This window comes from Staphylococcus sp. GDY8P119P, from assembly GCF_017892075.1.
Lineage (GTDB): Bacteria > Bacillota > Bacilli > Staphylococcales > Staphylococcaceae > Staphylococcus > Staphylococcus ureilyticus.
Genome location: NZ_JAESKJ010000024.1, coordinates 1 through 25,454, shown reverse-complemented (window position 1 = coordinate 25,454; position 25,454 = coordinate 1). Strand labels below are relative to the sequence as shown.

The following is a 25,454-nucleotide window of genomic DNA, read 5'->3' as shown; positions in this document are numbered from 1 at the left end:
GAAGAAAATGCGCTATAAAAGAAGTGAACGTATTGTTTTTATGACACAATACTTGATGAATAACCCCAATAAATTAATACCTTTAACGTTTTTTGTACAAAAATTTAAGCAAGCAAAATCATCCATCAGTGAAGATGTACAAATTATTAAGTCTACTTTTCAAAAAGAAAAGTTGGGCACAGTAATAACGACCGCTGGAGCTAGTGGTGGCGTTACATATAAGCCACAGATGAGTAAAGCAGAAGCAAGTGAAGTCGTAGATGAAGTTATCGAACTTCTGCAAGAAAAAGATAGACTGTTACCAGGTGGTTATTTATTCTTATCAGATTTAATGGGGAACCCAACTTTATTGAATAAGGTGGGGAAATTAATTGCAACGCTTTATATGGATCAAGAGTTAGATGCGGTTGTAACTATTGCTACAAAAGGTATCTCATTAGCCAATGCAGTAGCTAATGTATTGAATTTACCAGTGGTAGTGATAAGGAAAGATAATAAAGTAACCGAAGGCTCTACGGTTTCGATAAATTATGTATCAGGTTCTACTAGAAAGATAGAAACGATGGTATTATCTAAGCGTACATTACCAGAAAACTCTAATGTCCTCGTTGTGGATGATTTTATGCGTGCAGGTGGTTCTATTAACGGTGTAATGAATTTAATGAATGAGTTTAAAGCACATGTTAAAGGGGTATCCGTATTAGTAGAATCAAAAGAAGTTAAGCAAAGATTAATTGAAGATTATACTTCCTTAGTTAGATTGTCTGATGTAGATGAATACAATCAGGAATTTAAAGTGGAAAATGGCAACAGTTTAACTAAATTTACTTAAAGGAGCGGATCAACATCATGAAAGTAGTCAACACATCAAAAGCACCGGAAGCATTGGGGCCATACTCACATGCAACGGTCATTAACGGACTTGTGTTTACATCAGGACAAATCCCATTAAATTTAGATGGTGAAATTGTTAGTGATGATGTGAAAGCACAAACGAAACAAGTCTTAGAAAATGTAAAAGTTGTATTAGATGAAGCTGGATCGGATATAGATTCAGTAATCAAAGCAACAATATTCATTGCTGATATGAATGAATTTCAAAATATAAATGAAGTTTATGGTGAATATTTTGCGAAACATCAACCGGCAAGAAGTTGTGTCGAAGTCGCAAGATTACCTAAAGATGTAAAAGTTGAAATTGAAGTAATCGCAGAAGTGAAGTAATTTAAGGGATTTATAATTTTTGATGAAATTGTTAAGCTTCTAACAAAGAGATACTAGGGGGGCTCACTACATGAAAGTGACAGATGTAAGACTTAGAAAAATACAAACAGATGGAAGAATGAAAGCTTTAGTTTCAATAACTCTAGATGAATCATTTGTGGTACATGATTTAAGAGTGATTGAAGGCAACTCAGGTCTATTCGTCGCAATGCCAAGTAAAAGAACACCAGATGGTGAATTTCGTGATATCGCGCATCCAATTAATTCAGAAATGAGACAAGAAATTCAAGATGCGGTTATGAAAGTTTATGACGAAACGGATGAAGTTATCCCTGATAAAAATGCTCAATCATCAGAAGAAACAAATGATGAAGCTTAATATAAAAGATGAATCAAATTAAAAAGGGCTTGGGACATAGATCTCAATCTTAATATAAAAAAGACCAATTCGTATGCTAACGGATTGGTCTTTTTGTGTCTTACTCAAAAATAAGAATATAAAGAATTGAAATAAATTATTATAATGAAAAGGTGACAAAAATATATTTTTTTGTTTTCAAATAAATCAAAAACTATTCTAAATAATTACAAGTTATTTTAATAATTGAAAAACTGACATTTAAATTAGTAACGGTGTGACTTCTAAAATATATAATTTTTCACAAAGTATGAAATCAATTTGTGACAAACATTTTGTGATGATTTGTGTCAGTCAAAGATGACAATTATGAATATGTGAAGTTGATAAAAAATAACTTGAATTGTTTCCATTGTATAACATTAGGGTTTTGAGCCTTGAAAGTGGTACTAGCGTTAAATTATAATAATATAGAAGTGTATAATTTAATGGAGGGTTACACACATGCAAAGACATGCAATAGTACTTGCAGCTGGAAAAGGTACACGTATGAAATCTAAGAAATACAAAGTACTACATGAGGTTGCGGGCAAATCAATGATTGAACATGTCGTTGATAACGTTAAACAATCTGGAGTAGAAAATCTTGTGACCATTGTTGGCCACGGTGCAGAAAGCGTGAAAGAAACGTTAGGAGATACATCATTATATAGTTTCCAAGACGAACAACTCGGTACTGCACATGCTGTTGAAATGGCAAGTGAGCACTTGAAAGACGAACAAGGTACAACATTAGTGGTTTGTGGTGATACGCCATTAATAACTGGAGAGACACTTAAATCATTATTAGAACATCATGAGCACAATCAAGCTGATGCAACAGTTTTATCAGCGACGACGAGTAATCCATATGGTTATGGTCGTATTGTGAGAGATGGCAATGATCATTTAGTTAAGATTGTAGAGCAGAAAGATGCAACAGCAGATGAACAACAAATCAATGAAATTAGCTCAGGTATTTTTGCATTTGATAATAAATTACTTTTTGAAAAATTGAAATTGGTAAAAAATGATAATGTCCAAGCTGAATATTATTTACCTGACGTTTTATCTCTTATTTTACAAGCACAAGGAACGGTTGAAATATATCGTACAGATAATTTTGAAGAAATTATGGGTGTCAACGATCGTCTAATGTTAAGTGAGGCAGAGGCAGCTTATAGAAAACGTATCAATGACTTCCATATGAGAAACGGTGTAACACTTATCGATCCTGCTACTACATATATAGGTGCAGATGTAAAAATCGCCATGGATGTTACAATTGAAGCAAATGTGAAATTAGCTGGTAGTTGTGAAATTGGCGAAGATACCATTGTTGGCCAAAACACAGAAATTCTTAATAGTAAAATAGGTTCAAACGTTACAATTAAGCAATCGGTGATTAACGAATCAGTTGTAGGTGACAATACTACAATTGGACCGTTTGCTCAATTACGTCCTGGGGCAGACTTAGGTGAAAATGTTAAAGTTGGAAACTTTGTAGAAGTTAAGAAATCAGTCGTGAAAACAGGTGCTAAATTACCGCATTTAAGTTATATTGGTGATGCAGAAATTGGTGAACGTACGAATGTAGGTTGTGGTTCTATCACAGTAAACTATGATGGTAAGCATAAATCAAAAACAATCATCGGCAATGATTCATTTATAGGTTGTAACACCAACTTAGTAGCACCAGTTACTTTAGGTGATAGATCATTTATAGCTGCAGGTTCTACCATTACTGATAACGTGCCACATGATAGTTTAGCATTAGCAAGAGCGAGACAAACAACTAAAGAAGGTTATTTGAAAAAATAGACACGATTAGATTATGATTCTAATCACATAAATATAATGTAGATCTAAGTAAGACCTCAATCGACATTTTGTAGATTAATGAAATAAATATAACTTTGTCTATGAACGAAACTAATTGAATGAATTAATTGGAGGACTATAAATGTTAAACAATGAGTATAAGAATTCTGCTTTGAAAATATTCTCTTTAAAAGGTAATGAGCCCTTAGCCCAAGAAGTAGCAGATAATGTTGGAATCGAGCTAGGAAAATGTTCTGTAAAACGTTTTAGCGATGGAGAAATTCAAATTAATATTGAAGAAAGTATTCGTGGTTGTGACGTATTTATTATTCAACCTACTTCTAATCCAGTAAACTTACATTTAATGGAATTATTAATTATGATTGATGCTTGCAAACGTGCTTCAGCAGCCAATATTAATATCGTAGTGCCATACTATGGGTACGCACGTCAAGATAGAAAAGCGCGCAGCCGTGAACCAATCACAGCAAAATTAGTTGCAAACTTAATCGAAACTGCTGGCGCAGATCGCATGATTGCCTTAGATTTGCATGCACCACAAATCCAAGGGTTCTTCAATATGCCAATAGATCACTTGATGGGTGTTCCGATTTTAGCAGAATACTTCCAAAATGATACAGACATTGACCCAGAGGAATGTGTTGTAGTTTCTCCAGACCACGGTGGTGTAACGAGAGCACGCAAACTTGCAGATATTCTTAAAACACCAATTGCAATCATAGATAAACGACGTCCTAAACCTAATGTGGCTGAAGTAATGAATATTGTTGGTGAAATTGAAGGTCGCACAGCGATAATTATCGACGATATCATCGATACAGCCGGTACGATTACATTAGCAGCTCAAGCGCTCAAAGATAAAGGAGCAAAAGATGTTTATGCATGTTGTACACACCCTGTCTTATCAGGCCCAGCTAAAGAACGTATTGAAAATTCAGCGATTAAAGAGCTAGTCGTTACAAATTCAATTCAATTAGATGAAAATCGTAAACCAGCCAATACTAAAGAACTGTCAGTTGCAGGTTTATTAGCACAAGCTATTGTGCGCGTATATGAAAGAGAATCTGTTAGTGTACTATTTGACTAATTAATGCAATAGTTGTATAATTATTCCGTTCGTGATTTCAATTCACGATTAAATAAACACTTGCAAGCAACATTATGTTGATGGGCAAGTGAGGGGTTCTTATTATGATAATAAGAACAAAAAATGAAAGGTGGAAATAATATGGCTTCATTAAAGTCAATTATTCGTCAAGGTAAACAAACACGTTCAGACCTTAAAACACTAAGAAAAATAGGTAAAGTACCTGCAATCGTCTATGGTTATGGTACAAAAAATACTTCAGTAAAAGTTGATGAAGTAGAATTTATCAAAGTGATTCGTGAAGTTGGACGTAACGGTGTTATCGAATTAGGCGTAGGTTCTAAAACAATTAAAGTAATGGTTTCAGACTATCAATTCGATCCACTTAAAAACCAAATTACTCACATTGACTTCTTAGCGATCAATATGAGTGAAGAACGTACAGTTGAAGTACCAGTTCAACTTACTGGTGAAGCAGTAGGAGCTAAAGAAGGTGGCGTTGTTGAACAACCATTATTCGACCTTGAAGTAACTGCAACACCGGATAATATCCCTGAATCTATCGAAATTGACATCAGCGAATTAGATGTTAACGATAGCTATTCAGTGGCAGACATTAAAGTTTCAGGTGATTTCACAATTGAAAATGACCCTGAAGAGTCTGTAGTAACAGTAGTTCCTCCAACTGAAGAACCTACTGAAGAAGAAATCGAAGCTATGGAAGGCGAATCAGAAACTGAAGAGCCTGAAGTTGTTGGTGAAGATAAAGAAGACGACGAAGAAGAAAAAGAAGAAGAGTAATTTCTTCGATCCCTTTTTCAAACACGCGATTTCAATAAGAAAAATGATTTTAAAAAGCACCATGCTTAATTCGTTAAGCTGGTGTTTTTTTATGTTAATATAGTGAATGATATGAAAATATAAAAAGAAACTATAGAGTGTTGCGAAATAATAAATGTTTCTGAGTGACAACAACAATTGGAGGTAACATAATGAAATGTATTGTAGGTTTAGGCAATATCGGCAAACGCTTTGAGCTGACAAAACATAATATTGGTTTTGAAGTGATTGACTATATGTTAGAACAGAATCAATTTAAATTAGATAAACAAAAGTATAAAGGTGCCTATACAATCGAACATTTGGCTGGTGAGAAAGTGATGTTTATAGAACCAATGACGATGATGAACTTGTCTGGGGATGCTGTAGGTCCACTGATGAAGTATTATGATATTGATATAGACGATTTACTTGTACTATATGATGATTTGGATTTACCTCAAGGGGAAATTCGATTACGACAAAAAGGCAGTGCCGGCGGTCATAATGGTATGAAATCGATTATTCAAGCCTTAGGTACAGACGAATTTAAACGTATTCGTATTGGTGTTGATCGTCCGTCCAACGGCATGTCGATTGTTGATTATGTATTGCAAAAATTTTCAAAACAAGAAATGGAAACAATGAATAACGTAATAGAACATTCAGCACGTGCAGTAGAAGCTTATATTGAAAGTTCTCGTTTTGACCGTGTGATGAATGAGTTTAATGGTGAGGTCAAGTGAAATCAATAATTACAGAATACATTAAAGAAGATAAACGATATCAAGAGTTGAATGAAGTATTTGGTGAAGCCAACGTATTGGTTACTGGGTTATCTAGTTCGGCAAAGGCAACAATTATAGCTGAAAAATTTATTCATAGTTCAAAGCAACTTCTTGTAGTAACGAACAACTTGTATCAAGCTGACAAACTAGAGAGCGACTTACAACAATATGTTGATACTGACGATATATACAAGTATCCAATGCAAGATATTATGACAGAAGAATTTTCCACACAAAGCCCCCAATTCATGAGTGAACGTGTACGTACTTTGACGGCACTTGCTCAAGAAAAGAGAGGGTTATTTATCGTACCGTTAAATGGTTTTAAAAAATGGTTAACACCCGTTGAAATGTGGAGGGAGCATCAACTCACACTTACCATTGGTGACGACATTGATATTGATGAATTTTTAAGCAAACTTGTAAACATGGGATATCGTAGAGAGAGTGTAGTATCGCATATTGGTGAATTCTCATTGCGTGGTGGGATTATTGACATATATCCTTTAATAGGTATGCCTGTAAGAATTGAACTATTTGATACAGAAGTAGATTCAATCCGAAACTTTGATGTTGAAACCCAACGTTCAGAAGAAAATTTAGACCAAGTAGATATTACGACGGCTAGTGATTATATTATTACAGATGATGTATTGAAGCATACTAAACTAAAATTAAAAGAAGCATATGAGTATACACGTCCCAAAATAGATAAATCTGTACGTAATGACTTGAAAGAAACATATGAAAGTTTTCAACTTTTTGAATCTTCTTTATTTGATCATCAAGTATTACGCAGACTCGCTGCTTTTATGTATGAAGCACCTGCAACCATTATTGATTACTTCAAGTCTGATGCGATTGTAGCAGTGGATGAATATAATAGAATTAAAGAAACTGAAACAACACTGATTTCTGAAGCTGAAGAATTTATGCAAAGTTTAATTGAAAGCGGTAAAGGATTTATCGGACAGAATTTCTTACAATATGACGGATTTGAGTCACTATTAAATCGATATCCAGTTACGTATTTTACTTTATTTACGGCAACGATGCCGGTAGAACTCAATGAAATCATTAAATTTTCATGTAAGCCGGTACAACAATTTTATGGTCAATATGATATCATGCGTTCTGAATTTCAACGATTTATTCAAAATGACTATACGATTGTCGTATTAGCAGAAACTGAAGCGAAAAAAGAGCGTATTCAATCAATGTTAAATGAAATGCATATACCAACATTTATAGATACACCAAGCACACAAAGCGATGGTGGTAGTGCGATTATCACTGAAGGCAGTTTGTCAGAAGGTTTTGAATTGCCATATATGCATCTTGTTGTTGTAACAGAACGTGAACTATTTAAATCTAAACAAAAGAAAAAGGTAAAGCAACATAAGAAATTAACAAATGCAGAAAAAATCAAATCCTATCAAGATTTGAAAGTTGGAGATTTTGTTGTTCATGTTCACCATGGTGTAGGGAAATATTTAGGTGTCGAAACGCTTGAAGTTGGAGGCGTACACAAAGATTATATAAAATTACAATACAAAGGTACTGATCAATTATTTGTACCCGTAGATCAAATGGATCAAGTACAAAAGTATGTTGCTTCCGAAGATAAATCACCTAGATTAAATAAACTTGGTGGCACAGAATGGAAGAAAACGAAAGCCAAAGTTCAACAAAATGTTGAAGATATGGCCGATGAATTAATAGAATTATATAAAGAAAGAGAAATGTCAGTTGGTTATAAATATGGTCCAGACACCCCACAACAAAATGATTTTGAAATTGATTTCCCTTATGAGTTAACGCCAGACCAAGGCAAATCCATTGAAGAGATTAAACAAGATATGGAAGTAGAACGTCCAATGGACAGGTTATTATGTGGTGATGTAGGTTACGGAAAAACAGAAGTAGCGGTACGAGCGGCATTTAAAGCTGTAATGGAAGGTAAGCAGGTAGCGTTTCTCGTGCCTACCACAATCTTAGCGCAACAACACTATGAAACTTTGATTGAACGTATGCAAGATTTTCCAATAGAAATTCAACTTATTAGCCGGTTTAGAACGACTAAAGAAGTGAAAGAAGTGAAAGAAGGACTAAAATCAGGCTATGTTGATATCGTTGTGGGTACACATAAATTATTAGGCAAGGATATTCATTACAAAGATTTGGGTCTACTCATTGTAGATGAGGAACAACGTTTTGGTGTAAGACACAAAGAAAAGATTAAATCACTTAAGACAAATGTTGATGTTTTAACATTAACTGCAACACCTATTCCGAGAACGCTACATATGAGTATGTTAGGCGTGCGTGATTTATCTGTCATAGAAACACCACCAGAAAATCGTTTTCCTGTGCAAACCTATGTATTAGAGCAAAATATGAATTTTATTAAAGAAGCGTTAGAAAGAGAATTATCACGTGAGGGCCAAGTTTTCTACTTGTACAATAAAGTGCAATCGATTTATGAAAAAAGAGAACAGCTACAAATGTTAATGCCAGAAGCGAATATAGGTGTGGCCCACGGTCAAATGAATGAACGTGATTTGGAAGAAACGATGTTAAGCTTTATCAATCATGAATTTGATATTCTTGTAACGACTACGATTATTGAAACTGGCGTAGACGTTCCCAATGCTAATACTTTAATTATCGAAGATGCTGATAAGTTTGGACTGAGTCAATTATATCAATTACGAGGACGCGTGGGACGTTCAAGTCGTATAGGTTATGCTTATTTCTTACATCCATCTAACAAAGTATTATCAGAGACTGCAGAAGAAAGATTGCAAGCAATTAAAGAATTTACTGAATTAGGTTCTGGATTTAAGATTGCAATGCGAGATTTAAATATTCGAGGTGCAGGTAACCTTTTAGGCAAACAGCAACATGGATTTATTGATTCCGTAGGTTTCGATTTATACTCACAAATGTTAGAAGAAGCGGTAAATGAAAAACGAGGCATTAAAGAAGAACAGCATGATGCGCCTGAAGTTGAAATTGAACTAAATATTGATGCTTATTTACCAGCTGAATATATTCCAAATGAACAGGCTAAGATAGAAATTTATAAAAAATTACGTAAAATTGAGACGGAATCACAATTGATGGATGTTAAAGATGAACTCATTGACCGTTTTAATGACTATCCTGTTGAGGTTGAAAGATTGCTTGAAATGATGGAAATTAAAGTGCATGCATTGAATGCAGGTGTAACACTTATTAAAGATATAGGTAAAAAAATAGAGGTTTATTTATCCGAAAAAGGTACTACTGACATCAATGGCGAAGCACTCTTTAAACAAACACAACCACTTGGACGCGCAATGAAAGTTGGTGTTCAAGAAGGTAAAATGAAAGTGACGCTAAATAAAGATAAAGTATGGTTGGACAGTTTGAAATTCTTAGTGAAATGTTTAGAGGAAAGTATGGTTATACCAGATGAACGTTAAATCGGATACAAAAAGTGTTTTTAATGGTGTTGTTGTACTAACAATAGCGCTTATTATCGTTAAAATACTCAGTGCATTATACCGTGTTCCCTATCAAAATTTACTGGGCGATGGCGGATTATATGCCTATCAACAAGTGTACCCCATAGTAGCTTTAGGCGTTATTTTATCGATGAATGCTATTCCTAGTGCGGTCACTCAAACTTTCAACGCAAACGGGCACCCCAGTCAATATACGCGCGTGTTATTAAGGTTACAATTTGTTGGTGTTATCTTTTTCTTACTTTTATTTATGTGTGCACACTGGGTTGCCTTTCTTATGGGAGATGTCAATTTAGCACCTATGTTAAGGGCGGCAAGTGTTAGCTTTTTATTTGTTGGCATACTTGGTGTTTATAGGGGCTATTATCAAGCGCATCATGAGATGAATATACCCGCTATTTCCCAGGTTATAGAACAATTTATTCGTGTCGCCATTATCATGATTGCTATTGTGATGTTTACGAGTCAATCATGGAGTATATACCGTGCAGGTACATTGGCGATTGTTGGTTCAGGTATTGGCTTTTTCGCATCTAGTTTGTTTCTGATGCAGCGGAAACCTTTTAAGTTATCTAAAGCACATGCCAATGTGGAAGTGGCTTGGAAAAAGTTAACGTTAGGTATCGTTGTGTTCGCGGTAAGCCAATTAATTGTTATTGTATGGCAAGTCGTGGATAGCTTTACAGTAATACATGCGCTTCAAATGACTGGTTTAGATTTTGACGAAGCAACTATTTTTAAAGGTATTTATGATCGAGGTGCGTCTTTTATACAGATGGGATTAATTGTAACGACAACGTTCTGTTTTGTACTTATTCCATTACTAACAGATGCATTAAAAACAAAACAACATATACTGGTAAATCGTTATGCTAACGCATCTATAAAGATTACAGTTTTATTTAGTGTTGCAGCAGCAATAGGTTTAATCAATTTGCTACCTGTAATGAATAGCGTATTCTTTAAAAACGATAGTTTGAACGGTACGTTATCCGTTTATATGCTTACCGTCATATGCGTTTCTCTTATAATGATGGATATCGCCTTATTACAAGTGAAAAATCACGTTAAAATTATTTTGTGTGCATTTGGTATTGGGGTAGTGGTCAAAGCGATATTGAATATGGTTTTAATACCGCAATTTTCAATTTTCGGTGCCAGTGTAAGTACTGTGATTTCACTGTTCATCTTTGTGTGGATTTTACAGTATCAAGTCTTAAAGCTGTATCATTTTCAAACAATGAAAAAGTTCATTGTTAAGTTAGTAATTACAATGATGCTGTTATCAATTACAGTACAAATAGTTATGTTTCTTATTCCGGGAGAAGGTAGAATGCAAGGCTTAGTCGAATTAGCTGTAGCAGCAACTATCGGCGTTATTGTAGTGATTTTTTCTATCGTACGCATGCATTTATTAAGTTTTAGAGAACTTAAACACCTGCCTTTTGGAGATAAACTATTCCATATGAAAAGAGGGAAACATTAATGACAAATAAAATAACAATTGTTGGATTAGGGAATTATGGTATAGAAGATTTACCCTTAGGAATTTATAAATTTTTAAAAAAACAAACACTCGTTTACACACGTACCTTTGACCATCCAGTTATCCAAGATTTAACTTCGGAAGGTATCGACATGGAAAGTTTTGATCAAGAATATAAACGCCATGACGCTTTTCAAAATGTATATGAAGCTATTGTGACAAAGTTGATTGATGCTGCAAGAGACAATGATATTGTATATACTGTACCAGGGCATCCACGTGTAGCTGAAACGACAACTGTGTATTTAGAGCAGTATGCTCAACAACATTCTGATATTGAAATTGAAATATTGGGCGGCAAGAGCTTTATAGACGATATTTTTGAAGCGGTAAAAGTTGACCCTAATGATGGTTTTACGATGTTAGATGCAACAGATCTTCAAAAAGAAAAGTTGAATATGCGTACGCACACACTTATCACACAAGTCTATAGTGCAATGGTCGCAGGTGATTTAAAAGTGACATTGATGGAACGCTATAGTGATGACCAACTTGTTTATATCGTAGATGGTGCGAGCAATAATCACGCCAATGTAATCAAAACACCGTTATATGAAATAGATCATTACGATGATGTTTTTAACAATATAACAAGTGTATTTATTCCAAAAGTGGAAACCGAAGAAGCATACTTTGGTGATTTTGACTATGCAGTTGGTATCATAAATCATCTTGTAGACGATGAAAAAGGGTGCCCATGGGATAAGGTTCAAACACACCATACGTTAAAACGCTATTTACTGGAAGAGACATTCGAATTGTTTGAAGCTATAGATAACGAAGACGATTGGCATATGATAGAAGAACTAGGAGACATCCTGTTACAAGTATTATTACACGCAAGTATTGGCAAAAAAGAAGGTTACATGGATATAAACGAAGTGATACAAAGCCTTTCAGAAAAAATGATACGCAGACATCCACATGTTTTTGGTGACACAAAAGCAGAAACTGAAGAAGATTTGAAAAATATTTGGTCCGACGCTAAGTCTAAAGAAGGTAAAGAACAGCGAGTGAAATTTGAGAAAGTATTTGCAGACCACTTCTTAGCATTGTATGATAAAACAAAAAATAAGTCGTTAGATGAAAATGCTTTAAAACGAATTTTAGAGCAAGGAGGAAAATAATGATGAGATTAGACAAATATCTCAAAGTGTCAAGATTAGTAAAACGTCGCACTTTAGCTAAAGAGATCAGTGATCAAGGACGTATTACTGTAAACGGTGTAGTTGCTAAAGCAGGTACCGATGTAAAAGAATCGGATGAGCTTGTTATCCGATTTGGTCAAAAAGTTGTAACAATCAAAGTTACGGGATTGAGTGAACATGCAACAAAAGAAAATGCAAAGGGCATGTATGAACTCATTAAAGAAGAAAAAGTAAGTGAAATATAGGAACGGGAGGTGACAAGCAAATGAATAAAAAAGTTGAAAATATAGGCAATACGTATACTTCAGCAGAAAACAAAAAAAAGCAACACAAACAAATGAGGAAGCGTGTTGTTCGTAAACGTATCACTTTATTCGGTGGTCTTTTACTACTGATTATTATCATTTTATCCATCATGCTTGTCACTCAAAAACAAAGTAACAATGACGATGCAGTCGAGCGCCAACAAAAAGAACAAAAGTATCAAAAGCAACAAGATGAAGAATTAGCACTAAAAGAACAATTAAATAATCTAAATGATAAAGATTATATTGAAAAAGTTGCACGTGATGATTACTATCTAAGTAATGATGGGGAAGTTATTTTCAAATTGCCCGGAGAAAATAAATCTGACACCAAATCTAAGGCGCAAAATGATGATAAATAAGTGAATTTAATTTTTTGCATCATTATACCATTGTTAATTTATGCAAACAGGCATATAATAGGGTTAAAATCGAAACGAATCGGGAGGATTTATTTATAATATGTCAATCGAAGTAGGAAACAAGCTTAAAGGTAAAGTCACTGGAATCAAAAAGTTTGGCGCTTTCGTCGAACTTCCAGAAGGAAAGAGTGGCTTAGTTCACATAAGTGAAGTTGCAGATAACTACGTTGAAAACGTAGAAGATCACTTATCTGTTGGTGATGAAGTTGAAGTTAAAGTACTATCAATTGCTGATGATGGAAAAATTAGTTTATCAATCAAAAAAGCAAAAGATCGTCCGCGTAGACCTCAAAACAAACCAAATCATAAACAAACTCAACCTAAAGGTGAGGACTTTGAAAAGAAATTAACAAACTTCTTAAAAGATAGTGAAGATAAATTGACTTCTATTAAGCGTCAAACGGAATCTAGACGTGGTGGAAAAGGCGCTAGACGCTAAAATATATAAAATAAGACTGTTCCAAAGAGAACTTAAATTAATTGCTCAAATACAACATTTAATATCATTTTAACGACGTGTGACTTTGACAATAAATGACTGTTTTCTTACTTAAGGAAACAGTCTATTTTTTGTTGTTCACAGACATTACAAGGTGCATGTAAAAAAATTTCGTATTGTGACATAGGAGGTAAGCTATGATAGAAGTTAATGCTGATGGTTGGAATAAAGAACAACACATTGTGTTAGCCGTTTCAACCGGGATTGATAGCATGGTATTATTACACAACTTAATTCATCCATTATCCCAATCGTATAGAAAATTAACTTGCTTACATGTGAATCATAATATTCGTGATATTGCACAAGAAGAAGAAACATTTATAAGAAAATATTGTGAGTTTTATCAGATTCCGTTGTTCGTGCATCATTTAGATTTATCAGAAGTTATTGAACAGGGGAATAGCATTGAAAATATTGCGAGAAATGAACGATATCAGTGGTTTGATACTATGATGGTGGAGTTGGATGCAGACGTTTTATTAACCGCTCACCATCAAGACGATCAAATTGAAACTATCTTTTATCGATTGATGACTGGTCGTTCAACTCGAAGTAGTTTAGGTATGTCATATCTGACTTCACGAAGTGCCTATATGTTGTGTAAACCATTGTTAGAAACAACAAAAGCAGACATTCGAAACTATCAGCAAAGTTATGAAGTACCTTATTATGAAGACGAGACCAATGCTGAAAATCTTTATGTTAGAAACGATATTCGTAATCGTATTTTACCTGCTATTGACGACAACCGACATTTATCGACAAAACAGCTACTAAAATTGAAAGATTGGCATGATATACAACTGCAAGAATTACATGACCATGCGTTACATTTTATAGAAACTCATGTTCACGAAAATGCTGATAAAGATGAAATAGTCATTCCAAGAGTTGCATTTTCAAATTTGAACCATAATATTAAAATCATAATATTAGATAAAATATTTTCAAAATTACAGATAACAGCACCAATGACTGAAAAAATGTATGAATCTTGGTTTCAGCAACTCGAAAGCAAAGTTACGCAATGCACAATATATACAACGGATAAATGGAATATTTATATCGCTTATGATAAATTTATAATAATGGCAAATTATGATAAATTTCTTATGCCAACTAAAATTTTGCAGCCAGGTTTATATCATTATGGTCATTATAGTATTAGTATAACAGATGATTTTCCGGAAGATGATTATCCGTTAGTTATTAGAACTAGAAATAATGGTGATAAATTCAAACTAAATGGGATAAAAGGACACAAAAAAGTAAGTCGATTACTGATTGATCATAAAGTGATACAAACTGAACGTAACCAATTACCAATTTTAGTTAATGCAGATGAAGCAATTATTGCTGTAGGTACGTTATATTTAAATAATGAATATAAAGATACTATTTTCATACGAAATACGGGAGAGGAATGAAATTATGCGAAATGATTTAAAGGAAATATTAATAGATGAAGAAGAAATAGAACAAATTTGTAAAGACTTGGGTGCAAAGATTACTGAAGCATATGCCGGTAAACCACTTGTTTGTATAGGTATTTTGAAAGGTTCAGTAATGTTTATGACAGACCTTATTAAACATATTGGAACGCATTTAGCTATCGATTTCATGGATGTTTCTAGTTATCATGGCGGTACTGAATCAACAGGAGAAGTGCAAATACTTAAAGATTTAAGCGCTTCAATAGAAGGGAAAGACATCTTGATTATTGAAGATATTTTAGAAACTGGGACAACATTAAAATCAATAACTGAATTATTGGAATCAAGAAAAGTCAATTCACTAGAAATTGTGACATTGTTAGACAAACCGAATCGCCGTAAAGCAGATATCGAAGCAAAATATGTAGGTAAAAAAATTCCAGATGAATTCGTAGTTGGCTATGGATTAGATTATGCTGAAAATTATAGAAATTTACCATATATTGGAACGCTTAAACCAGAAATTTATTCAAAGTAAGCAGTACAATTTAATCGTATGAAATATTGTTATATACTGTAAAACGTAATCATATTAAATGAGTCGATATACATAATATATTGATAAAATACGCGAACATATACGTAAATCATTTAAGGGATTAATCATAAAGTATATGTAAAATGTTTGTATATCAAAAATATAAAAGTATAAAAACAACAAGAACTGTAACGTACATACAAAAGTAGAATTACTAGCCCAAAACTTGTGTATTGTGTTACAATTTTTGTTAGTTTTATTATTGAAGTAGGAGGAAACGACGCATGCAGAAAGCCTTTCGTAACGTGCTAGTTATCGCAATCATTGGCGTTATTATATTTGGCTTGTTTTCGTGGCTAAATGGTAACGGAAATATGCCAAAACAGCTTACATATAACCAATTTGTTAAGCAATTAGATAAAGGTGAATTAAAATCCTTAGAAATTCAACCAGAACAAAATGTATATATGGTAAGCGGTAAAACTAAAAAAGATGAAGATTATTCTTCAACTATTTTATATAATAATGATAAAGAGCTTGAAAAAATAACAGATAAAGCACAAAGTCAAGATGGATTGAAATTTACAGTTAAAGAAGAAGAAAAGCAAAGCGTATTTGTAAGTATTTTAACGACGTTAATACCAGTTTTAATCATAGCCTTATTATTTATTTTCTTCCTTAGTCAAGCACAAGGAGGCGGCGGTGGCGGCGGTCGTATGATGAACTTTGGTAAATCCAAAGCGAAAATGTACGACAGTCAGAAAAAACGTGTACGCTTCTCAGACGTAGCTGGCGCAGATGAAGAAAAACAAGAATTAATAGAAATTGTTGACTTCTTAAAAGATAATAAACAATTTAAGCAAATGGGTTCTAGAATACCTAAAGGTGTTTTACTTGTAGGACCTCCAGGTACAGGTAAAACGTTATTAGCTCGTGCAGTAGCTGGTGAAGCTGGTACACCATTCTTCTCAATCAGTGGTTCAGACTTCGTTGAGATGTTTGTAGGTGTCGGTGCAAGCCGTGTACGTGACTTATTTGAAAATGCTAAGAAAAATGCACCTTGTATTATCTTTATTGACGAAATCGATGCAGTTGGTCGTCAACGTGGTGCAGGTGTTGGTGGCGGTCACGATGAACGTGAACAAACGCTAAACCAATTACTAGTTGAAATGGATGGTTTCGGTGAAAACGAGGGTATCATTATGATTGCTGCTACAAACCGTCCTGATATTTTAGACCCAGCATTATTACGTCCTGGTCGTTTTGATAGACAAATTCAAGTTGGACGTCCAGATGTAAAAGGACGTGAAGCAATTCTGCACGTTCATGCTCGAAATAAACCACTTGATGAAACAGTAGACTTAAAAGCAGTTTCTCAAAGAACACCTGGTTTCTCTGGTGCAGATTTAGAAAACTTGCTGAACGAAGCATCATTAGTTGCAGTACGTGAAGGCAAGAAGAAAATAGATATGCGTGATATTGAAGAAGCGACTGACCGTGTGATTGCTGGCCCTGCTAAAAAATCACGTGTCATTTCTGAAAAAGAACGTAATATTGTTGCACACCATGAAGCCGGTCATACTATTATTGGTATGGTGCTTGATGAAGCAGAGGTTGTCCATAAGGTTACTATCGTACCACGTGGTCAAGCCGGTGGTTATGCAATGATGTTACCAAAACAAGATCGTTTCTTAATGACTGAACCAGAATTACTTGATAAGATCTGTGGCTTGTTAGGTGGTCGAGTTTCTGAAGATATTAATTTCAACGAAGTATCAACAGGTGCTTCAAATGACTTTGAACGTGCAACACAAATCGCACGTCAAATGGTTACTGAATATGGTATGAGTAAGAAACTTGGTACTGTTCAATTCTCAAGTAGCAGCAATGGACAAGTATTCTTAGGTAAAGACATGCAAGGCGAACCAGAATATTCTGGTCAAATTGCGTATGAAATTGATAAAGAAGTTCAACGTATTATTAAAGAACAATACGAACGTTGTAAAGACATTCTTTTAGAACATAAATCACAATTACTTTTAATTGCTGAATCTTTATTAAAAGAAGAGACATTAGTTGCTGAACAAATTCGTTCATTATTCTATGATGGCGTATTGCCAGAAGTTGATTACGATGCAGCAGAAGTTGTAAGTGATCAAGAAAGTGAATTTAAAGAAGGTAAATATGGTAAATCATATGAAGATGTACGAAAAGAACAACTAGAAGTTGGTAAAAAACAACAAGAAGAAGACCAACAAGAGGAAAAAGATATCGATAAAGAAAGCAAAGAAAGTGAACATGGCAATGACGACTCAGAAGAGACAGGTCATGAACAAGCACCAAATATCGATAAACCTAGCAACCCAAGTGATCCTAATGATCCAAGCAATAGAAATTAATAACTGAACAAAAAGCTTCTTTCTGCTATCATATTGATGTGGAAAGAAGCTTTTTTATTATTCATCAATCAATAAAATCACAAACAGATATGTAGCAATTTTTTGATTGAACACGTACAATAAATTGCATTGATAAAAAGTATTATAAAATTCTATATAGAAGTTAGAAAACAATTTAAACACTTACAATGAATAAAAGGAGAAATTAAAGAAATGACAAATGATTACATTGTTAAAGCATTGGCTTATGAAGGACAGATAAGAGCATATAGTGCATTAACTACAGAAAGTGTTCAAGAAGCACAAACAAGACATTATACTTGGCCGACAGCATCCGCAGCACTTGGCAGAACAATGACTGCAACGTTGATGATGGGTGCAATGTTAAAAGGCGATCAAAAACTGACAGTTACAGTTGATGGACAAGGGCCAATCGGAAAAATTATAGCTGATGCAGATGCCAGCGGTCATGTCAGAGGATACGTGACGCATCCACAAACGCACTTCCCTCTAAATAACGTAGGAAAATTAGATGTTAGTAGAGCTGTTGGAACAAATGGTGCATTAACTGTAGTAAAAGACGTTGGAATGAAAGATTATTTCTCTGGTTCAAGTGAACTAGTCTCTGGTGAATTAGGCGATGATTTTACTTACTACTTTGCAAAAAGTGAACAAGTACCCTCATCTGTAGGGTTAGGCGTACTAGTGAATCCTGATAACTCTATAAAAGCTGCAGGTGGTTTTATCATACAAGTGATGCCAGGTGCAGAAGAAAAAACAATCAATAAATTAGAAACAGCAATCAACAACATGACACCCGTTTCGAAATTAATTGATCAAGGTTTAACTCCAGAAGAAATATTATATGAAATACTTGGTGAAGATGAAGTTCAAATTTTAGAAGAAATGCCTGCAAGTTTTGAATGTAATTGCGGTCACGAAAAGTTTTTAAATGCAATTAAAGGACTAGGCCAAGCTGAAATCGAAAGTATGATTAATGAAGATCATGGTGCAGAAGCAGAATGCCACTTCTGTAGAAATAAATATCAATATACAGAAAATGAATTACAGGAATTATTAGAAAAGATGTAAAAAATCCTTTAAAATGAAGTTTAAGTCACTATAAAGTATAAAAATATTGTAATTTTTAATCTTCTTAGTTGTATTCAAATCAAAATCTGATAAAATATAAAGTATATCCGATAGAAAAAGTAGGTTTTAAACTTTTTAATGAAAAGGAGCAATACTTATGACAAACAAACCAGTAAATAATGTCGTTGAAGTGATTGGCAATACGCCAGTAGTTAAGTTGAACAATGTGGTGGATGAAAATGCTGCAGATGTTTATGTGAAATTAGAATATCAAAATCCAGGTGGTTCTGTTAAAGACCGTATCGCGTTAGCAATGATTGAAGCGGCAGAGAAAGAAGGAAAAATCAAACCAGGAGATACAATTGTAGAACCTACGAGTGGTAATACAGGTATTGGTTTAGCTTTTGTATGTGCTGCGAAAGGTTATAAAGCAGTATTCACAATGCCAGAAACAATGAGTCAAGAACGTCGTAATTTATTAAAAGCTTATGGCGCAGAAGTTGTTTTAACACCAGGATCAGAAGCGATGAAAGGTGCAATTAAAAAAGCCAAAGAATTAAAAGAAGAATTTGGTTATTATGAACCACAACAATTTGAAAACCCGGCTAATCCACGTGTGCATGAATTGACAACTGGTCCAGAACTCGTTGAACAATTTGAAGGTAAAACCATTGATTCATTCTTAGCTGGTGTTGGCACTGGTGGTACATTAACTGGTGCAGGTAAAGTATTGAAAGAGAAATACCCTGACATTAATCTTGTAGCTATTGAACCTGAAGATTCTCCAGTATTAAGTGGTGGAGAACCAGGACCACATAAACTTCAAGGTTTAGGTGCAGGATTTGTACCAGATACTTTAGATACGAATATCTATGATGAAGTTATAAAAGTTGGTAATGAAACAGCGATGGATATGTCTCGTAAGGTTGCTAAAGAGGAAGGTATATTAGGTGGGATTTCTTCAGGTGCAGCAATTTATGCAGCTATAGAAAAAGCCAAATCTTTAGGTAAAGGTAAAACAGTAGTTACTGTATTACCAAGTAATGGTGAACGTTACCTTTCAACACCTCTATATTCATTTGAAGATTAAAAATATATTTATAAAACCGATTATGTGTAAGTGATCAGTTTCAAATGTCGACAAGGTTTCTGACTTTGTCGACATTTTTTTATGACTTCTGTGAATGCTTTGTTTGTAGAGTTTTTAAAGACAACTAAAGCAATTGAAAAAGTACAATACGAAATGATTAAAATGTCTGAATAGCAGCTATTAATTACAAAATGTGGAAATGGGTGAAATAAACGAGTTTAAATTTTCCGACGATATGAACGTTGGTTACTGAAAAATTTATAAATTAGCGTTATTATAGAATAGTGATTACTAAGCTAACGATGAGTCATTTCATAGTGAAAGGAAGAAAGTAACGATGGCACATACAAAAATTATGGGCATATTAAACGTAACACCTGATTCATTTTCTGATGGCGGTAAATATAATTCAGTAGAAAAGGCTGTCAAAAGAGCGCAAGAAATGATTGAAGACGGTGTAGATATGATTGACGTAGGTGGTATATCAACACGTCCTGGTTATGAGGAAATAAGTGTTACTGAAGAATTACAGCGCGTGGTCCCTGTTGTAAAAGCACTTAGCCAATTAGATGTTCAATTGTCTATTGATACATATAGAAGTGAAGTAGCAGAAGCAGCAATGAAATTAGGCGCTACAATGATTAATGATCAGTGGGCTGGATTATATGATGAAAAAATCTTTGACGTTGTATCTAAATATGAAGGTGAGATTATATTGATGCACAATGGTGATGGTCATAGATCAATGCCTGTTGTGGATGAAATGCTTGTGCATTTATTGAAACAAGCTAATAAAGCAGAAATGGCAGGTATCCCACAAGAAAAAGTTTGGATAGATCCTGGCATTGGTTTTGCAAAAACAAGAGATGAAGAAAAAGAAGTAATGGCACGCTTGGATGAATTAGTAGCTACAGATTATCCTGTGCTACTAGCGACAAGTAGAAAAAGATTTATTAAAGAAATGATAGATCGAGACACGCAAGCAATTGAAAGAGATGAAGCAACTGCAGCTACTACTGCATACGGTATAATGAAAGGCGTTAAAGGTGTGAGGGTTCATAACGTTGCGCTCAATGTCCGTTTGGCTCAAAGCATGGATTATTTAAAGGAGAATGAGGATGAAAGACACAATATTTCTTAACGGTATGAAGTTTTATGGCTATCACGGTGCATTACCAGCCGAAAATGAAATTGGTCAAATATTCATCGTTGATTTGACTATGAAAGTCGATTTAAGCCTTGCAGGTGAAACAGATCAAGTAACTGATACAGTTCACTATGGTGAAGTTTATGCAGATGTGAAATCAATCATGGAAAGTGAACCAGTGAATTTATTAGAGCATCTAGCTGAACGTATTGCAAAACGTATAAATTCACACTATAATCGTGTAATGGAAACGCAAGTTAGAATCACTAAAGAAAATCCCCCTATACCAGGTCATTATGAAGGTGTAGGTGTAGAAATAGTGAGGGAGAATTTATAATGTCATATGCGTACTTAGGTTTGGGAAGTAACGTTGGAGATAGAAAAGCACAGCTCGATCAATCAATTCGTATTTTAAATGAAACAGAAGGTATCAATGTAACACAAACATCACCAATTTATGAAACTGAACCTGTTGGATATGTTGAGCAACCGCAATTTTTAAATCAATGTATTGAAATAGAAACATCACTGACACCTCATGATTTATTAAAGGCATGTTTAGGAACAGAACAACAGTTGCATAGAGTGAGAGATATAAGATGGGGTCCTAGAACATTAGATGTTGATATTTTATTATTTGAGGAACAAATCATAGATGAAGATGATTTGATCATACCGCATCCACGTATGTTAGAGCGTTCTTTTGTGCTCATACCATTAAATGATATTGCACCAGATTTTACTGAACCTCATACAAATAAAAAAATTAGAGATTTAGTAATGTTAGATAATTCAGTGAAACAATATAAAGGGTAAGGAAACAAATGTGTGTAAATTTCATGATGAAGCGGAATAGCAAAGCGCTATACTTGAATGCGTATACTTTCAGTTTTATTATATAAAAACTGTAAAATTCATGTTGTTTCTTCAATCATATTGACAGGATAGTAACTTACCAAATAATAAATGAGTAACAATACCTTTCGTATTATCGTTAACTCTAATAAAATATTTAAGTAGATGTAAAAGGGAATACAATAGCATTATTTTATCTACAATTGATTAATAATACTGATATAACATTTTAAAGTTTAAATTACTTTATTACATTCATGACCTCTAGTAAAATTAAAAGTTGAAAAATTGGTACTAAGCACATAAGCAAATACCATCTTTGTATTTAAAAGATGGGGTGGTCATGGTAAAGTTAGAAATGATTGGAACAAATCAAAATACGGTAATCATCAATGATAGATATTCCTCGAATTCTAACAAAAAGGTTAATGCTAAAATTAAAATTGGATAAGAAGTATAAAGGAGAGAAAGTTATGTCAGAAGAAATGAACGACCAAATGCAGGTGCGTCGTCAAAAAATGCAAGAACTATACGATTTAGGTATCGATCCATTCGGCGGAAAATTTGTACGAACTTCAATGGCTACACCATTGCATGATGATTGGGATCAATTTTCCAAAGAAGAATTACAAGAAAAAGAAGCAGAAAGTCATGTTAGCATTGCAGGACGTCTAATGACGAAACGTGGTAAAGGTAAAGCAGGTTTTGCACACGTACAAGATTTATCAGGCCAAATTCAAATTTATGTGAGAAAAGACCAAGTTGGAGAAGAACAATTTGAACTATGGAAATCAGCAGACCTAGGAGATATCGTAGGTATTGAAGGCGTTATGTTTAAAACAAACACAGGTGAATTGTCGGTCAAAGCAAAATCATTCACGCTCCTAACAAAAGCATTACGACCATTACCAGATAAATTTCATGGTTTACAAGATATTGAACAACGCTATCGTCAACGTTATTTAGATTTAATAACAAACCAAGATAGTACGCAAACTTTTATTAATAGAAGTAAAATCTTACAAGAAATGCGTAATTACTTAAACAATCAAGGATTCTTAGAAGTAGAAACTCCAATGATGCACCAAATTGCTGGTGGAGCTGCAGCGAGACCGTTTGTAACACATCACAATGCTTTGGATGCTACATTATATATGAGAATAGCAATAGAATTACACTTGAAACGATTAATTGTTGGTGGATTAGAAAAAGTATATGAAATTGGTCGCGTGTTTAGAAATGAAGGCGTATCTACACGTCATAATCCAGAGTTCACAATGATCGAACTCTACGAAGCATATGCAAACTATCACGATATTATGGACTTAACAGAAGATATGATTAGACATATATCTAATAAAGTACTTGGTACTGCAAAAATTAATTATGGTGAAGAAGTTATTGACTTAGAATCAAACTGGAAACGAGTTCATATGGCAGATGCTGTCAAAGAAGCTACAGGCGTTGATTTCTTTAATGTTCAAAATGATGAAGAGGCAAAAACACTGGCTAAAGCGCATGGTGTTGAAATTACTGAAAATATGAAATACGGTCATATTTTAAACGAATTCTTTGAACAAAAAGTTGAAGAAACATTAATACAACCTACTTTTGTATATGGACACCCAATTGAAATATCACCATTAGCAAAGAAAAATCCAGAAGACCCTAGATTTACGGATCGCTTTGAATTATTTATTGTCGGCAGAGAACATGGTAATGCATTTACAGAATTAAATGATCCGATAGATCAAAGAGAAAGATTTGAAGCACAATTAGTTGAAAAAGAGCAAGGCAATGACGAAGCGCATGAAATGGATGAAGATTTCATTGAAGCATTAGAATATGGTATGCCTCCAACAGGTGGTCTAGGTATAGGTATTGATAGACTTGTCATGCTACTTACTGATTCAGCTTCAATTAGAGATGTATTACTTTTCCCATATATGAGACAAAAGTAATATAGCTCAACTTAATAATAAAGGATTAAATATTGTGGCTTACAAATAAAAGCCGGGATGTTTAATCCTTTTTATTTACTAATATAAACTATGCAAGAAACAAGGAAATACAAAAGGCTTAGAATTAAAATAGAAAATAATAAAAGTAATAAGATACAATTATGCATATTTATGCTATTTAAATATAAAAATATACTAAAAAAGGTATGGTAAACCTCGAATTCTTATGGTAAGATAATTCAAGTCGAGTTAAGTAAACGCAAATACATACGAAATAAATTTATGTTTAAATAAAAGTTACGAAAACTATTGACTTCAGCAAAAAAACATAGTATTATATAAAAGTCGTCGAAAACGAGCATTTACATATTAAATACTAAGTAAAGAACTTGTGAAATTCTTTAAGATAGTGTAAAATTAACTATTGTAATTGAATAACAAACAATGTATGATAAATTTTATACATGACATTGTCTGGTGACTATAGCAAGGAGGTCACACCTGTTCCCATGCCGAACACAGAAGTTAAGCTCCTTAGCGCCGATGGTAGTCGGACTTACGTTCCGCAAGAGTAGGACGTTGCCAGGCATTATAATAATCATGTGGAGGATTAGCTCAGCTGGGAGAGCATCTGCCTTACAAGCAGGGGGTCGGCGGTTCGAACCCGTCATCCTCCACCATTTAAAAAATGAATAGCCGGCCTAGCTCAACTGGTAGAGCAACTGACTTGTAATCAGTAGGTTGGGGGTTCAAGTCCTCTGGCCGGCACCATTTCATGAGTCATTAGCTCAGTTGGTAGAGCATCTGACTTTTAATCAGAGGGTCAGAGGTTCGAATCCTCTATGGCTCATCCAGTTTCATTTTGCAGAAGTAGTTCAGCGGTAGAATACGACCTTGCCAAGGTCGGGGTCGCGGGTTCGAATCCCGTCTTCTGCTCCATTATTTTGCCGGGGTGGCGGAACTGGCAGACGCACAGGACTTAAAATCCTGCGATGAGAGATCATCGTACCGGTTCGATTCCGGTCCTCGGCACCATCATTTTAATAGAGCGCCCATAGCTCAATTGGATAGAGTACTTGACTACGAATCAAGCGGTTATAGGTTCGACTCCTATTGGGCGCACCATTTTTAGAATGAATATTATAATAAATACGGGAAGTAGCTCAGCTTGGTAGAGCACTTGGTTTGGGACCAAGGGGTCGCAGGTTCGAATCCTGTCTTCCCGACTCTTATTAAAAGAATATGGGGGCTTAGCTCAGATGGGAGAGCGCCTGCTTTGCACGCAGGAGGTCAGCGGTTCGATCCCGCTAGTCTCCACCATATATATTTAAATGAACATTGAAAACTGAA

At 34.4% G+C, this 25,454-nt stretch carries 22 protein-coding genes, 8 tRNA genes and 1 rRNA gene; all 31 read left to right on the top strand.

Translation table 11 applies throughout. The features are described 5' to 3' along the window. Positions 1–7 precede the first annotated feature (7 nt). Positions 8–832, top strand: a complete 825-nt coding sequence (gene purR, locus KA830_RS13315; protein WP_046206559.1) for a pur operon repressor — start codon at positions 8–10, stop codon at positions 830–832. Positions 833–849: 17 nt separating this feature from the next. Then, positions 850–1,224, top strand: a complete 375-nt coding sequence (locus KA830_RS13310; protein WP_046206558.1) for a RidA family protein — start codon at positions 850–852, stop codon at positions 1,222–1,224. 70 nt (positions 1,225–1,294) lie between these two features. Then, complete coding sequence (gene spoVG, locus KA830_RS13305) at positions 1,295–1,603, top strand: septation regulator SpoVG (protein WP_019467718.1); 309 nt, start codon at positions 1,295–1,297, stop codon at positions 1,601–1,603. 483 nt (positions 1,604–2,086) lie between these two features. Next, a complete protein-coding gene (gene glmU / locus KA830_RS13300; protein ID WP_046206557.1) occupies positions 2,087–3,442 on the top strand; it encodes a bifunctional UDP-N-acetylglucosamine diphosphorylase/glucosamine-1-phosphate N-acetyltransferase GlmU in 1,356 nt (451 codons plus the stop codon). Between the two features lie 142 nt (positions 3,443–3,584). Next, on the top strand, positions 3,585–4,550 hold the full coding sequence (locus KA830_RS13295) for a ribose-phosphate diphosphokinase (RefSeq protein ID WP_046206556.1): 966 nt from the start codon (positions 3,585–3,587) through the stop codon (positions 4,548–4,550). Positions 4,551–4,691: 141 nt separating this feature from the next. Continuing rightward, complete coding sequence (locus KA830_RS13290; protein WP_046206555.1) at positions 4,692–5,351, top strand: 50S ribosomal protein L25/general stress protein Ctc; 660 nt, start codon at positions 4,692–4,694, stop codon at positions 5,349–5,351. Positions 5,352–5,542: 191 nt separating this feature from the next. After that, positions 5,543–6,115 carry an aminoacyl-tRNA hydrolase gene (pth, locus tag KA830_RS13285; RefSeq protein WP_046206554.1) on the top strand — a complete coding sequence of 191 codons (573 nt, stop codon included), beginning with the start codon at positions 5,543–5,545 and terminating at the stop codon, positions 6,113–6,115. Beyond that, entirely contained in the window at positions 6,112–9,624 is a 3,513-nt protein-coding gene (gene mfd, locus KA830_RS13280) for a transcription-repair coupling factor (RefSeq protein ID WP_204180381.1), read from the top strand. Before pth ends, mfd begins: the two co-directional genes overlap by 4 nt. Continuing rightward, positions 9,614–11,152, top strand: a complete 1,539-nt coding sequence (locus KA830_RS13275; RefSeq protein ID WP_064209951.1) for a polysaccharide biosynthesis protein — start codon at positions 9,614–9,616, stop codon at positions 11,150–11,152. The genes mfd and KA830_RS13275 overlap by 11 nt, the downstream gene beginning before the upstream one ends. Then, on the top strand, positions 11,152–12,339 hold the full coding sequence (locus tag KA830_RS13270) for a MazG nucleotide pyrophosphohydrolase domain-containing protein (RefSeq protein WP_064209952.1): 1,188 nt from the start codon (positions 11,152–11,154) through the stop codon (positions 12,337–12,339). Before KA830_RS13275 ends, KA830_RS13270 begins: the two co-directional genes overlap by 1 nt. A gap of 2 nt (positions 12,340–12,341) precedes the next feature. Further along, entirely contained in the window at positions 12,342–12,605 is a 264-nt protein-coding gene (locus KA830_RS13265; RefSeq protein ID WP_046206575.1) for an RNA-binding S4 domain-containing protein, read from the top strand. A 20-nt stretch (positions 12,606–12,625) separates the two neighbouring features. Further along, complete coding sequence (locus KA830_RS13260) at positions 12,626–13,027, top strand: FtsB family cell division protein (RefSeq protein WP_046206550.1); 402 nt, start codon at positions 12,626–12,628, stop codon at positions 13,025–13,027. A gap of 100 nt (positions 13,028–13,127) precedes the next feature. Beyond that, complete coding sequence (locus KA830_RS13255; RefSeq protein ID WP_046206549.1) at positions 13,128–13,526, top strand: S1 domain-containing RNA-binding protein; 399 nt, start codon at positions 13,128–13,130, stop codon at positions 13,524–13,526. Between the two features lie 197 nt (positions 13,527–13,723). After that, the gene (gene tilS, locus KA830_RS13250; RefSeq protein WP_204180382.1) at positions 13,724–15,016 is read left to right on the top strand and encodes a tRNA lysidine(34) synthetase TilS; all 1,293 of its coding nucleotides are present in this window, start codon (positions 13,724–13,726) and stop codon (positions 15,014–15,016) included. A 4-nt stretch (positions 15,017–15,020) separates the two neighbouring features. Beyond that, complete coding sequence (gene hpt / locus KA830_RS13245; protein WP_204180383.1) at positions 15,021–15,560, top strand: hypoxanthine phosphoribosyltransferase; 540 nt, start codon at positions 15,021–15,023, stop codon at positions 15,558–15,560. 284 nt (positions 15,561–15,844) lie between these two features. Continuing rightward, on the top strand, positions 15,845–17,959 hold the full coding sequence (gene ftsH, locus KA830_RS13240) for an ATP-dependent zinc metalloprotease FtsH (RefSeq protein ID WP_070657442.1): 2,115 nt from the start codon (positions 15,845–15,847) through the stop codon (positions 17,957–17,959). A gap of 213 nt (positions 17,960–18,172) precedes the next feature. Beyond that, positions 18,173–19,051 (top strand): Hsp33 family molecular chaperone HslO, encoded by an 879-nt coding sequence (hslO, locus tag KA830_RS13235; RefSeq protein ID WP_070039631.1) that lies wholly within the window; start codon positions 18,173–18,175, stop codon positions 19,049–19,051. Positions 19,052–19,208: 157 nt separating this feature from the next. After that, on the top strand, positions 19,209–20,141 hold the full coding sequence (cysK, locus tag KA830_RS13230; RefSeq protein WP_046206545.1) for a cysteine synthase A: 933 nt from the start codon (positions 19,209–19,211) through the stop codon (positions 20,139–20,141). A 337-nt stretch (positions 20,142–20,478) separates the two neighbouring features. Further along, a complete protein-coding gene (gene folP, locus KA830_RS13225; RefSeq protein ID WP_204180384.1) occupies positions 20,479–21,282 on the top strand; it encodes a dihydropteroate synthase in 804 nt (267 codons plus the stop codon). Further along, positions 21,260–21,625 (top strand): dihydroneopterin aldolase, encoded by a 366-nt coding sequence (gene folB / locus KA830_RS13220; protein WP_046206543.1) that lies wholly within the window; start codon positions 21,260–21,262, stop codon positions 21,623–21,625. Before folP ends, folB begins: the two co-directional genes overlap by 23 nt. Further along, positions 21,625–22,104, top strand: a complete 480-nt coding sequence (gene folK / locus KA830_RS13215) for a 2-amino-4-hydroxy-6-hydroxymethyldihydropteridine diphosphokinase (protein WP_046206542.1) — start codon at positions 21,625–21,627, stop codon at positions 22,102–22,104. Before folB ends, folK begins: the two co-directional genes overlap by 1 nt. Before the next feature lie 512 nt (positions 22,105–22,616). Beyond that, the gene (gene lysS / locus KA830_RS13210; RefSeq protein ID WP_064209957.1) at positions 22,617–24,104 is read left to right on the top strand and encodes a lysine--tRNA ligase; all 1,488 of its coding nucleotides are present in this window, start codon (positions 22,617–22,619) and stop codon (positions 24,102–24,104) included. Between the two features lie 473 nt (positions 24,105–24,577). Continuing rightward, positions 24,578–24,692: ribosomal RNA gene (gene rrf, locus KA830_RS13205) — 5S ribosomal RNA — on the top strand. A gap of 16 nt (positions 24,693–24,708) precedes the next feature. Continuing rightward, positions 24,709–24,784, top strand: a tRNA-Val gene (locus KA830_RS13200). A 15-nt stretch (positions 24,785–24,799) separates the two neighbouring features. Further along, positions 24,800–24,875, top strand: a tRNA-Thr gene (locus KA830_RS13195). Positions 24,876–24,881: 6 nt separating this feature from the next. Beyond that, a tRNA-Lys gene (locus KA830_RS13190) sits at positions 24,882–24,954 on the top strand. 14 nt (positions 24,955–24,968) lie between these two features. After that, positions 24,969–25,043: transfer RNA gene (locus KA830_RS13185), tRNA-Gly, on the top strand. Positions 25,044–25,050: 7 nt separating this feature from the next. Next, positions 25,051–25,139, top strand: a tRNA-Leu gene (locus KA830_RS13180). Positions 25,140–25,152: 13 nt separating this feature from the next. Beyond that, a tRNA-Arg gene (locus KA830_RS13175) sits at positions 25,153–25,229 on the top strand. Between the two features lie 27 nt (positions 25,230–25,256). Further along, positions 25,257–25,330: transfer RNA gene (locus KA830_RS13170), tRNA-Pro, on the top strand. An 18-nt stretch (positions 25,331–25,348) separates the two neighbouring features. Continuing rightward, positions 25,349–25,424 (top strand) — tRNA-Ala (locus tag KA830_RS13165). Positions 25,425–25,454: the final 30 nt, after the last annotated feature.